The sequence below is a fragment of the Streptomyces turgidiscabies Car8 genome (assembly GCF_000331005.1).
GTDB classification, from domain to species: domain Bacteria; phylum Actinomycetota; class Actinomycetes; order Streptomycetales; family Streptomycetaceae; genus Streptomyces; species Streptomyces turgidiscabies.
Genome location: NZ_AEJB01000361.1, coordinates 272,893 through 289,069 on the forward strand (window position 1 = coordinate 272,893; position 16,177 = coordinate 289,069).

Sequence of the window (16,177 nt, forward strand, 5' to 3'; positions counted from 1 at the left end):
TCGCGGCGAACCGCGGCGCGCGCCCCGGAAGGTGGCTGTCGGGACGCTTCGCCTTCTTGCGGAGGGCGCGGTTACAGGTGGGGGTTACGGGCGGCCTCGTCGGCCCAGTCGGCGGCCTCGTGGTCCTCACAGCCCTCGATTCCCGCCGCGAACACACTCCATCCGCCCATCACGTTCGCGGCGCTGAGGTAGCCGTGTGCCCACATCGCGACGGCGGTTGTGTCTTCGGGGAAGGCGACCGGTTCGGATGCGCCGTGCCCGGTGAGGTAGAACCTGTGCTGTTCAGCCTCGCTGGGGAACCACGCGAGGTCGGCGATGACGAATTCAGCCTCGGGGTAGCGTGCGACGACATCTGCGGTGGTCATTCCGCGGTCCTGGTCATGCTGTGTCGGCTCGTGCCACACGATGAGGAGGTCCGGATCGTCGGAGCCTTGGCTACGCCAGACTTCTTCGACTCTGCCGGCCGGAGGGGCGCCGCGCTGGGCAGAGGGAACGGTGCTGGCCGAGGCACGGGGAACCGGAGAGTTCATGACACTCCTGTTGAGGTGACGGGGTACCGGGCTGACCGTCTGGGATGGCGCGTGCAGACCTGGCCACCGGCGGTGCATTACACGCAACAGGACCTGCCATGAGTGCAGTTGACGTTACGTGGCGGGTCTGGTCTTGAGGCAGGCCAGCGCCGGCCCCGTACGGATACGGGGCCGGGCAGGTGCAGGTGGCCCCGGAGCGACTAGCGCGACCCGGGGCCAAAGGGCAGCTGCTCGTCCTGTACGGCGCTGGCGTGCGCGACGGCGACGGGCGCGGCAGCAACGACGGGCGCAACCTGCTCCTGCTTGATGGCGTGGTTCTGCGCCTCGGCGGCCTGCACGCGCTCGCCCAGGCGGGCCTGGGTCACGGATCGCGGCTCGAGGAAGGCGATTTCCTCGGAGATCACCTTGAGGTCGAAGACCTGCTCGCCACCCCTGGAGTAGCGGTCCATACGGAGCGAGAAGCCGACGGCCACAAGGTCACCCCTGTGAATGTTGGCGTAGGGGCCCAGCCCCTGGGTCTGCGCCCGGACGAAGGCCTCGACCGGCACGGCGTCCGAGTCGCGCTGATTCTGCGCGTTGGTGTAGGCGCGGTCGGTGAAGACCGTGAAGAGGACCTTCTTGGAACCGTCCTTGTTCTCGAAGACCTTGGGGTCGTTCGCGAGGCGGCCGATGAGCTGTCCGTTGTTGCGGGGGTTCGACATGATTCTTCTCCTCGAATACAGCACAGCGCCCGGATCGATGTCGTCGTCCGCGCGCAGTTGGGTGGGTTGTTGAGATGTTCAGTTGTCTGTCATGCCACCATCCGGATCAGCTTCGCTGATCAGATGCTGTTCTCTTTCAATGCTTCTTCCGAATCAGCTGTGCTGATCGAATGCCTTGTCACTCCGAGTCCCGAATCGGCTTCGCCGATCAGACTCGCGCTCCTCGCTGAGTGACCGGCCACACACTCCCCCGACCAGACCTCAGGCTTGATGTCCGGATGTCCCGCAACTCGGCCTCCAGTTGGTCCGCTCGTGCGGTGTCGCCGGCCTTGCGGGCGAGCCGGTAGGAGTGTTCGAGATCCGCGATCTTGACCCGGTGGACGACCGCCAAGGTGATCTAGAACATCAGGACCATCACGAAGATCATGAGGGTTCCTGCGAGGAACGGCCCGAGGAACTCAGGGGCGGGAGTCCCTACAGCGTCACCTGCACTTCGTAGGCCGTCGTGAGGTAAGGCCCGACGGTGAGCGCGTGCACGGGCTTCACCAGACCCGCCTGAGCCAGGCGAGCCGTCAGACCCGAGTGCTCGGACCAGTCCTTGATGAAGACGTTCCCGGGCTCGGGCGTGAGGCCGTAGCCCTGCAGGCTGATCGAGATGGGCTCGGCGGGGCCCTCGGCGTTTTCGAGCTCCAGCACGCGGTCCTCGTCGTCGTGCACGAGCGACCCGGTCAGCTCGATGCAGCCGAACTTGACTGTGACGTCGTGCTTCGCGGTGGTCGTGGACTCAGCCATGGTGATCTCGCTCTTCTCACGTAGTGGATGCGTTGTGGTGACCCCCGGGCAGCCGTGGCATGGCCAAGTCTCTGGCGACGCGCGATGCTCCTGGGCGGGGTGGCCACGGGGACATCGGACGTCCACGGGCGCAAAAAGCAGATGCCTCCGCTTTCGCGCAACCGGCCTCATGGGTTCCAGTGCAGCGGTGAGATTCGAACCCACGAAGCAACCGTGCTCGTGAGCGAGGGGGACGCCGATGCCTCTGCAGATCTGCTCCCGGATCGACTGCGTCGATCCAGATCAGTCACCAGCCAGCGCCTGCTCGCGATACAGCTCGCCGATCCGGGCAACGGCTCCAACTGGAGGCTCATAGACGGGCGGCAACTCGCTGATCATGACGTCGAGTTCCCGAGCACCCGGCAGTGGCGCGGGCAGTGGCATGGCCTTGCCCTCGGCAGTGCCGAGGTACTGAGAGATCGCGCGCTCGATGCACTGGTTACGGATCAGCACTCTGTTGATGCCGCTGACCTCGTCGAGGTCCAGGTCGAGGGTCACCGCCCGGTTGAGTGCCCGGCGGATGCGGTGCTCGATGGTGCACTGCGCGTTCAGATCGATGGTGGTGTCCTTGTAGCCGAGCAGCACCGCGTCGAAGACGCCTTCGATGCTGTCCGGGAGATGCCAGCCGGGGAGATGCCCTAAGGTGCCATCCGTCTCGCGGTCGTCGGCGTCGAGCAGACGGTTCCAGTCGTCGCGCCGATGCGTCCACTCGTCGTCCGAGACCTCCGCCGGCCGGTCAGCCTGGTTCTGGTAGTGGTAGTCGACAAAGATCGGGTGGCCATCGGCTTCGAGGGCCAGGAGCGCGTCGGTGTACGCGCGGCTCCCTGGGAAGGAGTACGCCAGCCGGCGCGTGCCGTAGTCGTCGTCGACCTGGCCGAAGACGATGCTGAAGCGCAGCGGATCGTGGAACGTCATGCGGTCATCAAGTCCGGCCTGCTCGTCGAGCCAGAGCTTCCGGGCACGGTAGACGAGGTAGTTGTGCAGAGGGCCGCCCATGTCACGTTCGCGTACCTCGTCGTTGTCGACGACGCGGGCGACGTTCCTGGCGATGATGGGTACAGCCAGCTCGCGGAAGACCTCGCGCATGCGCTTGGAGATCATGCGGGTGAGTTCGAAGAGGTCGGGCGCGTGCGCGGTCAGCCGCAGCCCGTCGTACAGCTTGGTGCTCATCGGATTTTCCGTTCTCGGGACGCCCATATAGCTGTCAGGCAGCTGGAGCGAGGTCGTTTTGAGTGATGTGCCTGGCGTGCGACGTTCGACATAGGCGCGGGTGCGTTCGTCGAAGCGCATCCCGACCAGCACGATGGTGTGCAGCGCGTTGTTCGCGGCCCGGGCACCGTCGCGGTTGAGGCGGTGACGGTGGGTGCGGCCGGAGAAAGCCGGGATCAGCCCGACCCCGGCGAGGTGCGTGAACACCCTCTCGGACCGCATGTGTTCGGGTTTGTCCCCGGCCGAGGTGAGGGCGCGTCGACGACATACGTCACGAACAACCGCGGGTTCCTGGCAGGTTGGAAGTCGCAGAGTGGGCCGCGCGGATGACCGTGGAACGCGACAATACGGCCATGACTGCTTATCTGCTGTCGATCAACGGGGCATTCACGCGGCACGCGACGATCGAAAAGGCCGGCGAGGCAGCCACCGCGGCGGTTGACAGTCGCCTCGATCAGGCGACAAGCACATTCGTGCGCGATGCGAGGTTCATGAAGCGGGCGTTCGCCTCCGGAGACGTCAAGGCCGCTACGCGTGAACACGGCGAGTGGTACGGATCCCTGGGCAGTTCCGGCGATGCCGCGATGCATGTCCGAGTGATCGAGGACGTGAACGGGAAGCTCTGGGCGGAAGTAGCAGCAGAGGCAGCCACAATCAACAACATGGACGCCGAGCCGGACGCGCACCGCGACACACTGCTTGGACAACACTTCGGCGGGCTCAATGAGGAGTCGGCCGACGCCGTACGACGTGAGATACAGCGCCGGGAAGACGCCGGGCTGCCCGCAGTACCTGAGATGCACTGGGAAGACTGACCGGCCGCCCCTGCGGGACCCGCTCGGCACCCCGCAGGGCGCCGCGGCACATCCCGAACAACCGTGGTTTCTGGCAGGCTTTCGCTCGCAGAACGGCCCGCGCCGATGAACACCGGAGAGACACCGTGACCGAGCAGACCAGCCACCAGGACGACCGCGAGACGCGCGTACGGCGCCCCTTCGGCCATCGGCCGTACCTCGTGCCCAACCCCGCGGGGCGCGTGCTCGGCGAGCTGACCGCCATGTACGTCGACGGCGACGTCGACCTCGAAGGGATCGCGAAGGTTCTCAAAGCGTCTGACGACGCCGGCCGCACCTTGGAAGACAACGCCCTCGGCGTGCTCGACGCGCTGCGTGTCGAGGGCACCCTCGACGCCGCTACGCACGAGCGGCTGCGGAGCACCGTCGAGCGGGCAGGCGACGAGGCGGGTGTGTACGTCATGAGCACCCGCGAGCGGACAGACGAACCGGTCGGCGAGGGCGCGTTCGTCGAGAACTACACGTCGCGCAAAGGGGACTGACCGGCGTGTCCCGGCTGACACCGGAACAGGCGGCCGACCGGCTCGGCATCGCCGACGAGCACGTCGACGTGTTCCCCCGGCAGGGGGCGACGAAAGCAGGCGGCGTCAGGTCTCCTCGCTGATCTCGATCAGGTGGGTGCGGATCGCGCCCATCGGGTCTGGCGCCTACACCCGCAGGCGCACCGGCTCGCCGGGCACGGGCGGGATCGGTTCGGCGGTGAGGATGTCGCCGTACTGTGTGCCGGCTTTCTTGTTCAGCGCGGTATGGATCAGTGTGCGCAGCTCGATCGGGCTCATCGCCGGACCTCCTTGACGCTGGGGGTGCCGTTGAACTTCGCGACCCACGCTCCGGGCGGTCCGGTCAGGTGGACCGTTGTGGTGCCGTCCGGGCTCGGCGCCCAGCCGGCCATCGCCGTGCGACGCGCGTCCTCCTCGTCCAGCGCACGGACGGTGGTGGTGATCGGAGCCATGATCGTGACCGTGAACGTCTTGAGCGGCGGCGCCGTCCTGCGCCACTTGCGGTACTGAGCAACGGCGTGCTGGTAGCGCACCAGCTCCCGCACGTACTGCTCGATGCGTACGAACCCGCGGGCCGCGTCGTGGCCGGTGGTGTCGCTGTCGCTGAACCGCACCCACTCTCCGGTACCGACCCCGCAGGGACCCGAACGCTCGTACAGGGTGTCCCGCGGGGCACCTGCGGCCTTCGCCTTCGCGCACCGATCCTTGATGTACTCGGCGTGGGACCCGATCTCTACGGCCCAGGCGACCATGTGCAGGTAGCCGTGATGCTCGGCGGGATCGGTGACGTGGCTGATGGCGCCACCGTAGGGCGGGTTGAACTTCGGCTCCTGCACGGTCAGCTCTCCTTGATCGCGGTGTCGGGGGTGGTGGTCGGAATATCGAGACGGCGTCTGTCGACCCGGCGCTTCGAGGAGAAGCCGGTCCGGTGCGCGGCGCGGTTCGGGTACAGCGGCTCGACGCCTTCGTTTTGGACGCGGGCCCAGTCGTTGGTCTCGTTCGCGGCGGTGTCGGCCTTCGCATAGTCGTCGAAGATCACGCGCTGCTTTGCCCTGGCCTCCAACTTCGGGGCGACCGCGACGGCGACGACGAAGTGAGCCAGGTTCTCGTGTTCGACGAGGGTGTAGCGGGGCGTAGTCAGGTCTCCTGAGAGGTTTTCAGGAGGTGGAGCGACCGAAGGACGCGGCGCTGATGAGGTGCGTGCTGTCTGTGACCATCAGGTCGTAGAAGGCGGCCTGGGCTCGGTTCATCACCTCGATCTCGTGTCACCGGCCAGTTCGTATCTACTGGCCGCCGTCATCGTCGGGCCAGTGCTGCCGTGGGTGGTCTCGACGGCGGCGTTGTCGTCCTTCCGACATAACAAGAGCGGCCCACCGGAATGGTGAGCCGCTGAGTTGTTGTGGCGCCCTTGGGTCTATTGCTCTTCGTGACAGAGCCCGTTGTCGATCAGGTACGTCTTGTCGGCAGCGAGCTGCCGGATCTTCTCGATATAGCTGGAGCTGGTCCTGGCCCGTGCTGCGGCTGCATCCGTAATGATCCTCATTGCGGACTGCCACTCTTCTGCGCTGCCTTCTGCCTGGTGCGCCTGCTGTAGTCGTTTGAGCAGGCGGTAGGACCGCGCGAGATCCTGAGCCAAGTCGCTCGGTGCGGGAAGCGGCATGTGGTGGAGGCTGCTCCACGGCGTGGTGAGCAGCGCGGTCGAGCTGACAACGGCGATCTTCATTGGTCAGGGGTTCCTCTTGAAGATGAAGAGAACCCGGCAACGGCGGCGGCGAGTCCGTCGCCGCTCTGCTCCCAGGCGTCTGTGACTGAGCGTCGTAGGTGGCCCCGCTGGACAACTGCGTTGCTTAGTCGGGGGCGGGTCAGGTGCCGCTCCGCTGCTTCCGGCGGACGGGGTGGTCGTCGAGAGCGCCGGTGAGCCATGAACCGTCGCCCAGGGGCACCAGTTCGTACGGGTTGGTCACTTCGACGGTGATCTCGTCGATGGGCGTGCCCGTGTGGACGTCGACCAGGTGGTAGCGGAACCACTCCTCCTCGTTTTGGCCCTCGCCGCCCAGGGTGACGATGGCCAGGTCCTCGGTCAGGTAGCCGCCGCTCCACTCCACGAACGTCTCCTCCGGGTCGTATCCGAAGGCTTCGACAGGCAGGGTGAAGAGCACGTCCCCGCCGGGGTGGCTGTGGAAGGAGACATCCGCTTGCCCGTGGTCGACGGTCATGAACTGCTGACCGTCCGGTGCCAGGTCGATCAGGCAGCGGTCCGACCACGGGTAGGTCACGAGTTCCGGCTCCTCGGCAGCTCCGGCTGAGGCCCGGAGGATGACGGAACCGTCCTGGCCCTCACCGACGTCGAGGTAAATGCTGCCATCCACCGGATGCACGTACTGGAAGGCACCGTGTCCGACAGTCTCCAGCACTCTGCGGGCCAAGACCGTCCCGCTGCCAGCGTCGTGCACGACCCACTGGTCTGCGCCCCCGCGTCCCGCCATCGCGTCAGGCCGGTAGACCCACACGCTGTGGCCGTCCCTGGAGAGCGCACAGCCAGGGCGGTGACCATGGGACCGGTCAGAATGCGGCTCGAAGTCCGACGCCCACACCAGGTCACCGGAACGCGTCAGGCACACGACGCTGTTGGGCGTCGTGTACACGACTCGCTCCAGATCGGGCCAGACTGCCGACTCCACGACCTCGTCCCCAGACCGCGGCTGAAAAACCACGACAGGCTTCACAGTGCCGAGCGCGCTGGAGTCCAACACGTACGCGTAGATCGCTCCGTCGCGGTTACGCGTGATCACGTTCGAAGGCCGCACAGCACTCATACGCCGAGGCTAACTCCCAGCTCAGACGGACCAACAGGCGGGATCGGCGTCCCCACGAAAGGCGAACGGGCCAGCTGTCCCGCTCAGGGGACAACTGTCGCGCTAACGGTCCAAGCGTCGCGCCCAGTCACAGCGTCGATGTCGTCGAGGCCTCTCTCTTCCGCAATCTGGTAGGCGTCTTGCCAGACCTTCTCGTCGTACAGCTCATTCATCGTGGCCCGTTCAGTTGACGCGGGTGAGGGATGCGTACGACTTCTCGGCCTCGACCCGAACGTTGTGGGCGAGCTGCCTGTCGAACTGGGCGTCCGTCAGCTTCTTCGTGCCGTCGGCTGCGGCCACACCGACGTTCCCTCGGACTTCCTCAGGCCTTGTGAACCGCTGCTCGTCGGCGTCAGCATCCCAGCGGGAGCACCGTACGGCGTCCTCCCACATCCGGATGCGGACCCACACCTTCTCGATGTTCCGCGCGGTGATCTTCTCAATGCCGACGATCCACAGCATCTTCGCCAGGTGCTCTTGCACGTCGCTCACCCGGTGCCCCTTCTGCTCGATGATCACGGCCAGGGTCAGCTCGGCCCACTGCTTCTTGACGTGCGTCTCGGCGTATGAGCAAAAAGAGCACCGGTCTGTTCCTTAAAGTTCAGATGCGGGTGGGCACAGACCTCACCGAATGCCCGGCGGGTCGCTGGCCCGCCGGAAGGGCCGGGCAGACAATGAGGAAATGACCGAGGAAAGTACTCACCACGTTGAAGCTCAGCTGTGGGTGGACGGCATGTGGCGGGGGCTTCAGGAACTGACCGCCAGCCCCTACACGGAGGCCGCCAGCAGGCCGGAGAAGTTCGGCCCGGTGGAGGGACCAGCCCTTCCCGAGGTGCGCCGCCGGGTCAGCTCCTTCCTGGCCGAGCATCCGCACGAGCCGGTGCTGGTCACGACCGACAGGGACATGGAGTACCTGTTCGGGCCGGGTCAGGTCGGTCCCTTCCGGTTCGTGTTCTGGGAATAGGCCCCAGGCAGAGCGCGCCGCCGGGCCCACCCCGGGCAGTTCGTAGAGTGACGCCATGACCTCCCCGACCGCAGCCCCGGACCCGTACGCGATCCTCACCGGCTGGCTCGCCGGGTCGTACGTCGGCCCCGACGGCCAGGAGGTCATCGGGCGCGTCTGGGACGAGGACACCAAGTACCGGTACGGCCTCTACCTCGCCGGAATCGACGCCCCGCCCGGCTGGAAACAGGACTGGTTCACCTACATCGGCGATCTCGTCTGGCGCTTCGAGCCCCTGCACATCCAGGACTGGGCCGCACGCCTCACCGCCTTCGACGGTGCCCCGCTCGCCGCCACCTCCCGCGGCCGTGCCGTCTCCGCCGTCCGCTCGTACTACGCCCACTGCGAGGATGACCTCGGCGCCGCCCGCTGGAACCTGCCGCCCCGGCGTGTGCTCGCCGGGCCCACCCCGCCGGCCGCGCGCGAGACCCTCAGCCGGTTCCAGACCAACGCGCTGCGCACCGCCGCCGACCGCTACCGCGGCCCTCACCCCGAACGCGCCCGCCTCGCCACCTACATGACCCTCGCTGGCCTGCGCCCGGGCCAGTCCATCGCGGCCGTCATGCAGTACGTCCAGCGCGACAACCAGGCGGGTCCCACCTGGAAACTGCCGGTCAAGAACAACAGCGCCTCCGCCGTCGGCCCGCTCACCTCCATCTCCCGCCCGCTTGTGTGGGCACTGGACGAGTACCTGCCGGTGCGCACCCACAAGGCCCCGTACTCCACCGAGACCGAGGGCCCGCTACTGGTCTCCCGCACCGGCCGCGGGCTCGATCACGTCACCTTCACCCGGCTGCTGCGCGAGGTCGCCGCCGCCCACCCCGACCTCAAAGAGATCGCAGCCGCGCTGCACCCGGACGTCGTCGCCCACTCGCCGAGCCCGTTCGCCGACGAGAGCGCCGCGGCCGGCGGAGACGGGCGATGACGGCGTACCGGGCGATCCTCCAGTTCCAGGACGGCCCGGCCGTCACCGGCTACTGGGACAACCCCGCCGTCGCCCGCACCACGTACAAGGGATGGGTCGGGCTCTACACCCACGACCCCGCCGTCGTAGTCCAGTTCATCGCCATCGAGGACGACGGAGCCCAGCGGATCATCCGCAAGTGGGTCGTCGACCGGGAGGTCGTCACCGAACCAGGCGACCCGCTATAGCGTTCCTCACTCGCTGACGGTGCCGTCCGGTATGCAGGAGACCTGACCTACCGGACAAGGAGACCCGCGGGTATGTCGACATGACTGCCCTCGACGAGGAGTGCACCCGCCTGGCCTGCCTCATGGCCGACCGCAGCATGGAACACCTCACCGTCCCCGAGGCGTGCTCCCCGGAGGAGCAAGGTGCCTCTCTGGAGGCGGACTTCTCCAGCCAGCTGGAGAAGTCCTTCGCCCGGATCGCCACAGCGGGCTCGTACCCGGAGTGCATCCTGCCGAGCATGCCGATGGGGGTGACCGGGACGCGGCGGCGGTGATCCGGTCGATCGGCGGCCGGTAGCGGGCGGCCGCCGTCCGGCGACGACATACGTCAGCCGCAGGTCAGCGGTCCCATGGAGGCATGGCGACCACGATGTCCGTGTCGTTAACACGAGTGGGCGCCGGCACGGCGTTACGTCGCGGTGAATCCGGTGCGTCTGCGCTCGGTCCGTACGCGGGACAGCTCGATGGCGGAGGTCCCTGAGCTGACCCCGGCAGACGTGCGGACGTCGCATGTGAAGACGATGCCGCCGCCAGCGGGCAACCGTTGTCAGTCGATGCTGCAACACGCCCATAGAAGCGGCGATTCAGTCCTCCGTGCGGGCGACGCTAACGATCAGGGCCATGTCTTCGGCGTCTCGCCATTCGCCGATCACTCGCCACCCAGCATCGCTCAGAAGCCGCTCAGCCTCGCGCTTGCCATCCTCGAGGTCTCCGCCCTTGGCGGCGATCGTGGTGCGCTCGCTGAACGCAGCAGGCGTGTCATGGTCGGGCGACCATGCCCGCTCGTCCCCCGGGTGCTCGCCGGTCAGCTTGTCCTGCCATACCGAAACATCCATGTGTGGCTGAGAGAGGTGACCGGTGCCGTAGGTCATCCAGGCACTCAAGTGTGGGCGGCTCGACCATTCGGCCTCACGCTCGTTCTCCAGGTCCCAGCGCTTGAACAGCTCACCGAGCTGAGCGTAAACATGGCGGGCCTGCTTCTCGCTCAGGGTGAGTGTGCCGCCCCTGGGCCTGCCGTCTTCGGTGGGGGCAATCGGTGCGTAGTACTCAATGTCTGCGCGGTACCGGGTGATGTCACCGATGATCAGCTCATGGCGACCGTGCAACGACTGCTCCACCGGCAGCAGATGGTTGAGGTCGGCCTTGTAGTAGGGCGGAAGCTTGCGGACGTCGACGATGTCGCGTTCGGACATAAGTCTCCCCTTTCCGGACGACGTGAAGGCGGCCATGGTTCAAGGCTCCGTACAAAGAGCCGTAGCCGCGCTGGTGTTCAGCAAGCAGTGACAACTCCACCGGCGTCCGGGTCGGCCCGTCCGCGCACAGCAGCGCATCGGCCAGTTCAAAGAACGCATCCGCCCGCCTGGACAGACACCCGTAGAAGGCCGTCCGAAAGCGTGACAGTTCCGCGAACGCGTCCGGTTCGCCGGCACACACCAGCACACTCATCCCACGGCCTTCCTTGCGAACTCCCGGACCTCCTCGCAGAGTTCAGGATCACTAGGAAGGCCGCCCTCATATCCTGCGATCACTCCAAAGAGTGACCATGCGGCTGGGCCCGACGATAAGGAACAAGCTTATCCGCCTGCGGTGAGAGCCTGCTGCCCGCGGCCCTGCGAAAGCGTGCATATGTGGTGTGCTGTTCCTACGGGTTGGGGGCGTCATATGTTGGTGCGGTACACCCAGGAGCCGCCTACGAGCACGTAGTGCGCGTGGGCCAGAAGGTCAAGGTCCGCCATCAGTGGACGGAATGCCCCATCGGGCGGAAAGTCTTCATCGCTCAACTGGTACCCCTCGCGGATGATGTCCTTGGACCCCAGGTCTTCCAGACTCCACATCCCGGGCATGTCCCAGATGGTGCGCAGCAGGTCATGCAGGCGCCAGGCGGCCTGCTCCGCCGTCAGATCCTGCACCTGATGGACCATGATGAATCCCTCCAGGGCGCGAGCCGGTTTCGGCTGGCTCCAGTGGACCATCGGGCCCTCGCTGGAGTACTCGACAACGGGCCGTACCGCGCGCTCCGCCAGGATCCCTCCGTCCGCCTTCACCGCGTCCGCATACAGTGCGATCCACGCGACTTCCATGAAGTTCCCCTTAGCTGTGGGAGCCCTTGCTCAGAGCCTCTGCGTTGTCGGCATACCGTGCCGCTCGTTCCTTGAATGTCACGGCCAAATCAGGATCTCGAACGGCTCTTGCCTCAAGGCAGTCCGTGGCGAGAAGGTGGGGAGCCCGCGCATGGTCGGGCTCGGCGTCGACGCGTTTGGCCAGGGCGTGGGCGAGCGCGGTGAAGTCGTTTCGATTCAGCGGGCTGCGGCCATGCCGATGCCATTGCGCCAGGCGGGCTCGTGCGCCATAGGCGACATCAGCCGCCGCCGGTCGTCCGTGTCTGCTCATTGGTTGAGGTGGAGGGCCCCGAAGTAGTCGCGGTCAAGCTGACTGGCCGAGTACTGCGCGGGCCATCGCCTCGGCATACGGACTGACTACGCCTTCGTCGTCCCCAACTGCGGCGTCCTCCAGCAACTCCGCGAGGGGAGCCCGAAGCCGCGCGAAGTCCGCCGTCGCTCCGGAACGAAGCGACGCAACGGCACGGAGCACTATTTCGGACGTCTTGTCAGACTCAGACGAGCTCAAGGCAAACCTCCCTCGGGACGGGCATGTAGTAACGCACTCGTATGGTGCCAGAGCAGTCGAGTTGAGTGCAGACCTTGAAAAATCAAGCTGAAGTCCTTGAGTACGGCCCACATGCCTGCTAGCGGGCTCTGCGTCTCGCCGATCACCTTGTTGTCGATCCGGACGTCGAACTGCCTGTCCTCGTGGTGCTGGAGGTAGCCGATGCCGCTGCCCACGCCCCAGGTGTTGTAGTCGACCAGGAAGTCCCCGCTGCCCCGCATGGGCATGAGGGAAACGAGGACGCCGGAGTGAGGCATGAGAGAGGGCCGCACCCGGTAGGACTCTTCCGTGTCGGGCTGCTCGTCCATGCGGGAGGCGGCCTTGCCGGCCGGCCGGCTGCCGAAGGACCGCGCCGGCGGGGCGAACCAGTAGAAGGCGCCGGCCGCGTCGTCGCTGTCCTTGAATCCGGGCATGGCGACGTGGCCCTGGGTACCCCAGTCGGCAACCCATCCGGCCCCGGCGGTCTCGTAGACGATGCCGAGGTAGCGCCAGGTCTCGCGGGCGGCGCCGGGGGCGCCTTCGTGCGCCGCGAAACGGGTACGGTCCTGGTTGAGGGCCTCGCAGTGGAAGTGCGGTTCGGACACGGCTGTCTCCTATTCGTAGATGCGGGTCTGGAAAGTGATGTCGGCAATGGCACCGAAGGTGTCGCACACGGCGTCGGTCACCTCCGCCAGCGGGTCGCCGGGGCGTGTCAGGCCGGTCAGGCGCAGCACGGCTCTGATCTGCCCCTCGGCGGCGTGGAGAATGACGTCCTGACGGCCGGGGGTCCAGGTGATGAAGTACGTGTTCTCGTACTTGTTCTCCAGGCCGTGGATGTGGAAGACGACCTGCTTGTAGGTGGTCTCGTACTGGGTGTTGATCCGGTCGGGCCGGAGGCGGCCCCGGTTCTCCAGCTTCTCTGCCCAGACGTACGGAATGCTCGGGGAGTGCATAAGGACGTACTCCCGGTCGCGGAAGGTGAAAGTAGCGACGCCAAGGCGATCGTCCTTGATCGGGCGCCAGCCTCCGATGCCCATGCCGACTTCATGGGTGACGTACTTCCACCAACGGCTGGCCAGCTCGTCGCGTGTGGTGTCCGGGCCGATGTCGGCCTGCGCCAGCTCGCGGCTGTTCACGGATTCCGGGCGGGCCCGGCAACCGTGCAAGCCCTTGTCCCGACCCTGCCGGAAGTATTCGACCGACCCCAGCAGAAGGCAGTCGTGGCAGGCCGCCTCATGGAACGGGTGGTCGACCAGCCGGTGCCCTCCAGCAATGTCCTTGAATTCGGGGTTCGGGTTGTAGATGTGCAGCGGCACCAGTACGGCCCGGTAATAGTCGCGGCGGATGAACTCGTATCCGCACGGCTTACACACCGGGTCCAGGTACCGGGAGGTCTCCCCCGGCTCCCGGTCCATGTCGGGCGTGGAGTAAATCAGCATGTGCGTCGCGGTGCCCTCACAGCGGGGGTTGGCGTGGGCCTGGGTGTGGCAGCGCACGATCAGTTGCCCATCTTCCTGTCGGGGTGTGGGTTGCGGGGGATGCGTAGCCAGCGCGCGTCGGTGTCGTTGTAGCGGCCGTGGTACGACAGGTCGAAGCCGTCGCCGGCCACGTTCAGGCGCACCGGCCCCGCCGCCTCGATAGCGGTCTGGTACGCCGTGTACAGCTGCGAGCCGGTCTTGCACTGCGTCGGGTCACGGAAAGCCTCGTGCACCGTGTACGCCTTCCGCATGAGCTTCAGCAGGTCGTACTTCGCCTCGGCCGCGGGCAGCATGTGCGTGCCTTCGCGGATATCACCGGTCTGGCCGGGGTGCACCCAATGCGAGGACATGTCCGCCACGCCCTCCAGCGGCACACGGTTCGCCCAGTGCTGGTCGACTGCCTCACCGGCCCGCTGGTCGAAGATGTAGTCCCAGCAGTCCGCAGCTTCCTTCGCCAGCCGGATGTACTCACGCACCGCACGCAGGGCCCGGTACGCCTCGTGCTCCGTGGTGAGGTCGTAGCGGGTCGCGTACCACCACTCGCCGTTCTCGCTGAACCCGTCGCGCATGCTCTTGCCGATGAACATTCGCCCGGCGATCCAGGAGCCGTCGCGCTCGCCGAGAAATACCCCGTCGAATTCGCCATGCCATTCGCTGCGCCTGGCCTGGACGATCGTCCACCCCTGCACTGTCTTCATTCTCAGTTGCTCCTTACTGTCCGACTGATCAGTTTGTGTGAGGGGTGGCTACGCGGGCTTCTTGCGGAGGTTCTCGACGGCAACTCGGATCGCCGGGTCGCTGCCGAAAACGGGCTTGCAGACGACGTAGCCGGTCCAGGCCGTGGTCAGCTCGTACGGGACTGTCTCGACCCGCTCGACCACCCAGCTCCGGCGTCCCGGGACTATGCGCACGCGGTCGCCGGCCTCGACGTTGTGGCACCCGGTCCACATATCAGCGACGTAGAACCGCAGGTGCTCGTGGGGGATCGCCGCGGGGCTCTTGAACGTCCCGAGCATGTCCTTCGTGCCGACGAAGTTCCACAGGTGTTCCTCGGCGAGCCAGCGGGTGTTGTTGGCGTTCCGCACCTGCACCTCGGCGACGATCGGGATCTTGCGGCCCGCGCGCATTTCTGCTGCGTCCGTGTCCTCGAAGTCGTCGATCAGATACCGGTCGTCGCCCGGATTGGCACGGGCGGATGCCTCAGTCGGCCAGCCCTGATTTCGAATGACGAGCCTACGCAGCGACATGCGTTTCCTTTCCGATGTAGCGATCGGGGGCGCGATCGAGGGGAGCCAGGGCGCGCAGGACGGAGGAAATTCCGCGGCCGTCCTTCCAGTCCCACTTGATGCCGCGCGGTGCAAGGGCTTTTGAAATCGGGTCGATGAGCACCGGCCGAGGGTCGACGACGCCCGTACCCGGAACGACGTAATGGCGATACACCACAGCCCACCGTGTGCGCGGTTCGTGGCCCACCACCACGTAGTAATCGTTGGGCAGGCGCAGCAGAGCCACGGTCCAGCCCTTGGGGCTGTAGCCGGGGTAGGTGACGCGGATACCGAGCGAGGCGACGCCAGGGACGGTGGGAAGCGGGCCGGCCAGCGTAAGGTCATCGGTCCTGCGACGGGTCATAGTCGGAACTCCTTACGGCAGAGATGGAAGGGAGGCGGCGCATTCGGACTCGGATTTCAGGCTGCGAGGTCCGTGCGCTGCTGCTCCTTCCATGCGGCGTACAGCTCGGCCGCCTTCTCCGGCACGAGGTACGGGAACACGTCGGCGAACTGACGGAGTGCACAAGCGTCCACGTCGTCGGCCGGGCCGGTGATCTCCCCGGGGTTCTGCATCAGCGACTGGATCTCTACTCGGCACGTACGCGCATCCCACAGCGGCCCGTGGCCGAGCCGGGCCCACTGCTCCTCGTCGTTGTGCTCCTCGCACAACTGCGTCTTCACACCGGTCGCCTTGTGGATCACCTTCACGGCGGCAGGCTTCGGGTACGGGCGCGGGCAACCCATGCACCACAGCATTCCGGCCGGGCCGAAAGCGCCGCGGTGGACCTCCACGGGGTCCGTGATGAACTCGAAGTCCTCAGCGACCGGCGTGATTTCTGCCAGCGGTCGGCGGGCCCCGCTGTAACCCTCGATCAGATCCACGTACGCGCCGAACGGCTTGGCGACCTTCCGCCGGTACTGCCTGCCGTCCGGCTTGTAGAAACCGGCGAGTCGGCCGTACATGAATTCCTGCCGCCCGTCGATCTCCTTCATCACACGGACCATGTCGCCAATCTTCATGTCTTTCCCTTCCTGCTCTCGGAATCAATTTGGTGCCCGGCGCTGGAATCGAACCCGCCGAATACCGCATAGGGGAAGACGGCATCCGCTA

At 66.3% G+C, this 16,177-nt stretch carries 25 protein-coding genes; 6 read left to right on the forward strand and 19 right to left on the reverse strand.

Annotation, left to right across the window (positions count from 1 at the left end; all coding sequences use genetic code 11):
* Positions 1-71: 71 nt before the first annotated feature.
* The 4 genes from STRTUCAR8_RS52710 to STRTUCAR8_RS55775 form a co-directional block, all read right to left on the reverse strand.
* Positions 72-365 carry a hypothetical protein gene (locus STRTUCAR8_RS52710; protein ID WP_006378959.1) on the reverse strand — a complete coding sequence of 98 codons (294 nt, stop codon included), beginning with the start codon at positions 363-365 and terminating at the stop codon, positions 72-74.
* 365 nt (positions 366-730) lie between these two features.
* A complete protein-coding gene (locus tag STRTUCAR8_RS25240) occupies positions 731-1,231 on the reverse strand; it encodes a single-stranded DNA-binding protein (RefSeq protein ID WP_006379105.1) in 501 nt (166 codons plus the stop codon).
* A 474-nt stretch (positions 1,232-1,705) separates the two neighbouring features.
* The gene (locus STRTUCAR8_RS25245) at positions 1,706-2,023 is read right to left on the reverse strand and encodes a hypothetical protein (protein ID WP_006378976.1); all 318 of its coding nucleotides are present in this window, start codon (positions 2,021-2,023) and stop codon (positions 1,706-1,708) included.
* 282 nt (positions 2,024-2,305) lie between these two features.
* Entirely contained in the window at positions 2,306-3,583 is a 1,278-nt protein-coding gene (locus STRTUCAR8_RS55775; protein WP_407705509.1) for a transposase, read from the reverse strand.
* 41 nt (positions 3,584-3,624) lie between these two features.
* On the opposite strand from STRTUCAR8_RS55775, the gene STRTUCAR8_RS25255 reads away from it, so the two are divergent.
* Together STRTUCAR8_RS25255 and STRTUCAR8_RS25260 are read left to right on the forward strand one after the other, a co-directional pair.
* Entirely contained in the window at positions 3,625-4,086 is a 462-nt protein-coding gene (locus tag STRTUCAR8_RS25255; RefSeq protein ID WP_158697449.1) for a hypothetical protein, read from the forward strand.
* A 125-nt stretch (positions 4,087-4,211) separates the two neighbouring features.
* Positions 4,212-4,607: a hypothetical protein gene (locus tag STRTUCAR8_RS25260; RefSeq protein ID WP_006378586.1), complete on the forward strand. Its 396-nt coding sequence runs from the start codon at positions 4,212-4,214 to the stop codon at positions 4,605-4,607.
* A gap of 165 nt (positions 4,608-4,772) precedes the next feature.
* On the opposite strand, the gene STRTUCAR8_RS55155 is transcribed toward STRTUCAR8_RS25260, so the two are convergent.
* From STRTUCAR8_RS55155 to STRTUCAR8_RS25285, 6 genes are all read right to left on the reverse strand, one after another.
* On the reverse strand, positions 4,773-4,904 hold the full coding sequence (locus STRTUCAR8_RS55155; protein WP_006378664.1) for a hypothetical protein: 132 nt from the start codon (positions 4,902-4,904) through the stop codon (positions 4,773-4,775).
* The gene (locus STRTUCAR8_RS25265; RefSeq protein WP_006378773.1) at positions 4,901-5,461 is read right to left on the reverse strand and encodes a hypothetical protein; all 561 of its coding nucleotides are present in this window, start codon (positions 5,459-5,461) and stop codon (positions 4,901-4,903) included. The genes STRTUCAR8_RS55155 and STRTUCAR8_RS25265 overlap by 4 nt, the downstream gene beginning before the upstream one ends.
* 2 nt (positions 5,462-5,463) lie before the next feature.
* Positions 5,464-5,664 carry a hypothetical protein gene (locus STRTUCAR8_RS25270; protein ID WP_006379004.1) on the reverse strand — a complete coding sequence of 67 codons (201 nt, stop codon included), beginning with the start codon at positions 5,662-5,664 and terminating at the stop codon, positions 5,464-5,466.
* Positions 5,665-6,039: 375 nt separating this feature from the next.
* A complete protein-coding gene (locus tag STRTUCAR8_RS25275) occupies positions 6,040-6,348 on the reverse strand; it encodes a hypothetical protein (protein WP_006379011.1) in 309 nt (102 codons plus the stop codon).
* A gap of 139 nt (positions 6,349-6,487) precedes the next feature.
* Positions 6,488-7,441: a hypothetical protein gene (locus tag STRTUCAR8_RS25280; protein WP_006378861.1), complete on the reverse strand. Its 954-nt coding sequence runs from the start codon at positions 7,439-7,441 to the stop codon at positions 6,488-6,490.
* Positions 7,442-7,663: 222 nt separating this feature from the next.
* Complete coding sequence (locus tag STRTUCAR8_RS25285) at positions 7,664-7,972, reverse strand: hypothetical protein (protein WP_158697451.1); 309 nt, start codon at positions 7,970-7,972, stop codon at positions 7,664-7,666.
* Between the two features lie 190 nt (positions 7,973-8,162).
* Between STRTUCAR8_RS25285 and STRTUCAR8_RS25290 the strand changes: the two genes are divergently transcribed.
* From STRTUCAR8_RS25290 to STRTUCAR8_RS25305, 4 genes are all read left to right on the forward strand, one after another.
* Complete coding sequence (locus STRTUCAR8_RS25290) at positions 8,163-8,444, forward strand: hypothetical protein (protein ID WP_006378730.1); 282 nt, start codon at positions 8,163-8,165, stop codon at positions 8,442-8,444.
* 55 nt (positions 8,445-8,499) lie between these two features.
* Positions 8,500-9,408, forward strand: coding sequence for a site-specific integrase (locus STRTUCAR8_RS25295; protein WP_006378637.1), 909 nt, complete (start codon positions 8,500-8,502; stop codon positions 9,406-9,408).
* Positions 9,405-9,635, forward strand: a complete 231-nt coding sequence (locus STRTUCAR8_RS25300) for a hypothetical protein (protein WP_006379238.1) — start codon at positions 9,405-9,407, stop codon at positions 9,633-9,635. Before STRTUCAR8_RS25295 ends, STRTUCAR8_RS25300 begins: the two co-directional genes overlap by 4 nt.
* 80 nt (positions 9,636-9,715) lie before the next feature.
* The gene (locus STRTUCAR8_RS25305) at positions 9,716-9,949 is read left to right on the forward strand and encodes a hypothetical protein (RefSeq protein WP_006378974.1); all 234 of its coding nucleotides are present in this window, start codon (positions 9,716-9,718) and stop codon (positions 9,947-9,949) included.
* 309 nt (positions 9,950-10,258) lie between these two features.
* Here STRTUCAR8_RS25305 and STRTUCAR8_RS25310 read toward each other — a convergent pair whose 3' ends face one another.
* The 9 genes from STRTUCAR8_RS25310 to STRTUCAR8_RS25350 all read right to left on the reverse strand — a co-directional run bounded on the left by STRTUCAR8_RS25310 (position 10,259) and on the right by STRTUCAR8_RS25350 (position 16,086).
* Complete coding sequence (locus tag STRTUCAR8_RS25310) at positions 10,259-10,867, reverse strand: hypothetical protein (protein ID WP_158697452.1); 609 nt, start codon at positions 10,865-10,867, stop codon at positions 10,259-10,261.
* Positions 10,764-11,120 (reverse strand): transposase, encoded by a 357-nt coding sequence (locus STRTUCAR8_RS54480; RefSeq protein WP_241784701.1) that lies wholly within the window; start codon positions 11,118-11,120, stop codon positions 10,764-10,766. Before STRTUCAR8_RS54480 ends, STRTUCAR8_RS25310 begins: the two co-directional genes overlap by 104 nt.
* A gap of 212 nt (positions 11,121-11,332) precedes the next feature.
* A complete protein-coding gene (locus STRTUCAR8_RS25315; RefSeq protein ID WP_006378970.1) occupies positions 11,333-11,755 on the reverse strand; it encodes a hypothetical protein in 423 nt (140 codons plus the stop codon).
* A gap of 543 nt (positions 11,756-12,298) precedes the next feature.
* On the reverse strand, positions 12,299-12,925 hold the full coding sequence (locus tag STRTUCAR8_RS25325; RefSeq protein WP_006379293.1) for a hypothetical protein: 627 nt from the start codon (positions 12,923-12,925) through the stop codon (positions 12,299-12,301).
* A 9-nt stretch (positions 12,926-12,934) separates the two neighbouring features.
* Complete coding sequence (locus STRTUCAR8_RS25330) at positions 12,935-13,759, reverse strand: hypothetical protein (protein ID WP_006378655.1); 825 nt, start codon at positions 13,757-13,759, stop codon at positions 12,935-12,937.
* Positions 13,760-13,818: 59 nt separating this feature from the next.
* The gene (locus tag STRTUCAR8_RS25335; RefSeq protein ID WP_006378635.1) at positions 13,819-14,496 is read right to left on the reverse strand and encodes a hypothetical protein; all 678 of its coding nucleotides are present in this window, start codon (positions 14,494-14,496) and stop codon (positions 13,819-13,821) included.
* Positions 14,497-14,544: 48 nt separating this feature from the next.
* Positions 14,545-15,045 (reverse strand): hypothetical protein, encoded by a 501-nt coding sequence (locus STRTUCAR8_RS25340; RefSeq protein WP_006378751.1) that lies wholly within the window; start codon positions 15,043-15,045, stop codon positions 14,545-14,547.
* On the reverse strand, positions 15,032-15,427 hold the full coding sequence (locus STRTUCAR8_RS25345) for a hypothetical protein (RefSeq protein WP_006378807.1): 396 nt from the start codon (positions 15,425-15,427) through the stop codon (positions 15,032-15,034). Before STRTUCAR8_RS25345 ends, STRTUCAR8_RS25340 begins: the two co-directional genes overlap by 14 nt.
* A gap of 56 nt (positions 15,428-15,483) precedes the next feature.
* Positions 15,484-16,086, reverse strand: coding sequence for a hypothetical protein (locus tag STRTUCAR8_RS25350; RefSeq protein ID WP_006378984.1), 603 nt, complete (start codon positions 16,084-16,086; stop codon positions 15,484-15,486).
* Positions 16,087-16,177 lie beyond the last annotated feature (91 nt).

Excerpts from the sequence above, each read along its gene's own strand:
- STRTUCAR8_RS25255 (WP_158697449.1), top strand. The coding sequence starts at position 3,625 with ATGACTGCTTATCTGCTGTCGATCAACGGGGCATTCACGCGGCACGCG.
- STRTUCAR8_RS25295 (WP_006378637.1), top strand. The coding sequence starts at position 8,500 with ATGACCTCCCCGACCGCAGCCCCGGACCCGTACGCGATCCTCACCGGC.
- STRTUCAR8_RS25280 (WP_006378861.1), bottom strand. The coding sequence starts at position 7,441 with ATGAGTGCTGTGCGGCCTTCGAACGTGATCACGCGTAACCGCGACGGA.
- STRTUCAR8_RS25240 (WP_006379105.1), bottom strand. The coding sequence starts at position 1,231 with ATGTCGAACCCCCGCAACAACGGACAGCTCATCGGCCGCCTCGCGAAC.
- STRTUCAR8_RS55155 (WP_006378664.1), bottom strand. The coding sequence starts at position 4,904 with ATGAGCCCGATCGAGCTGCGCACACTGATCCATACCGCGCTGAACAAG.
- STRTUCAR8_RS25305 (WP_006378974.1), top strand. The coding sequence starts at position 9,716 with ATGACTGCCCTCGACGAGGAGTGCACCCGCCTGGCCTGCCTCATGGCC.
- STRTUCAR8_RS25245 (WP_006378976.1), bottom strand. The coding sequence starts at position 2,023 with ATGGCTGAGTCCACGACCACCGCGAAGCACGACGTCACAGTCAAGTTC.
- STRTUCAR8_RS25335 (WP_006378635.1), bottom strand. The coding sequence starts at position 14,496 with ATGAAGACAGTGCAGGGGTGGACGATCGTCCAGGCCAGGCGCAGCGAA.
- STRTUCAR8_RS25275 (WP_006379011.1), bottom strand. The coding sequence starts at position 6,348 with ATGAAGATCGCCGTTGTCAGCTCGACCGCGCTGCTCACCACGCCGTGG.
- STRTUCAR8_RS25300 (WP_006379238.1), top strand. The coding sequence starts at position 9,405 with ATGACGGCGTACCGGGCGATCCTCCAGTTCCAGGACGGCCCGGCCGTC.
- STRTUCAR8_RS25340 (WP_006378751.1), bottom strand. The coding sequence starts at position 15,045 with ATGTCGCTGCGTAGGCTCGTCATTCGAAATCAGGGCTGGCCGACTGAG.
- STRTUCAR8_RS54480 (WP_241784701.1), bottom strand. The coding sequence starts at position 11,120 with ATGAGTGTGCTGGTGTGTGCCGGCGAACCGGACGCGTTCGCGGAACTG.
- STRTUCAR8_RS25345 (WP_006378807.1), bottom strand. The coding sequence starts at position 15,427 with ATGACCCGTCGCAGGACCGATGACCTTACGCTGGCCGGCCCGCTTCCC.
- STRTUCAR8_RS25330 (WP_006378655.1), bottom strand. The coding sequence starts at position 13,759 with ATGCTGATTTACTCCACGCCCGACATGGACCGGGAGCCGGGGGAGACC.
- STRTUCAR8_RS25315 (WP_006378970.1), bottom strand. The coding sequence starts at position 11,755 with ATGGAAGTCGCGTGGATCGCACTGTATGCGGACGCGGTGAAGGCGGAC.
- STRTUCAR8_RS25350 (WP_006378984.1), bottom strand. The coding sequence starts at position 16,086 with ATGAAGATTGGCGACATGGTCCGTGTGATGAAGGAGATCGACGGGCGG.
- STRTUCAR8_RS25290 (WP_006378730.1), top strand. The coding sequence starts at position 8,163 with ATGACCGAGGAAAGTACTCACCACGTTGAAGCTCAGCTGTGGGTGGAC.
- STRTUCAR8_RS52710 (WP_006378959.1), bottom strand. The coding sequence starts at position 365 with ATGACCACCGCAGATGTCGTCGCACGCTACCCCGAGGCTGAATTCGTC.
- STRTUCAR8_RS25310 (WP_158697452.1), bottom strand. The coding sequence starts at position 10,867 with ATGTCCGAACGCGACATCGTCGACGTCCGCAAGCTTCCGCCCTACTAC.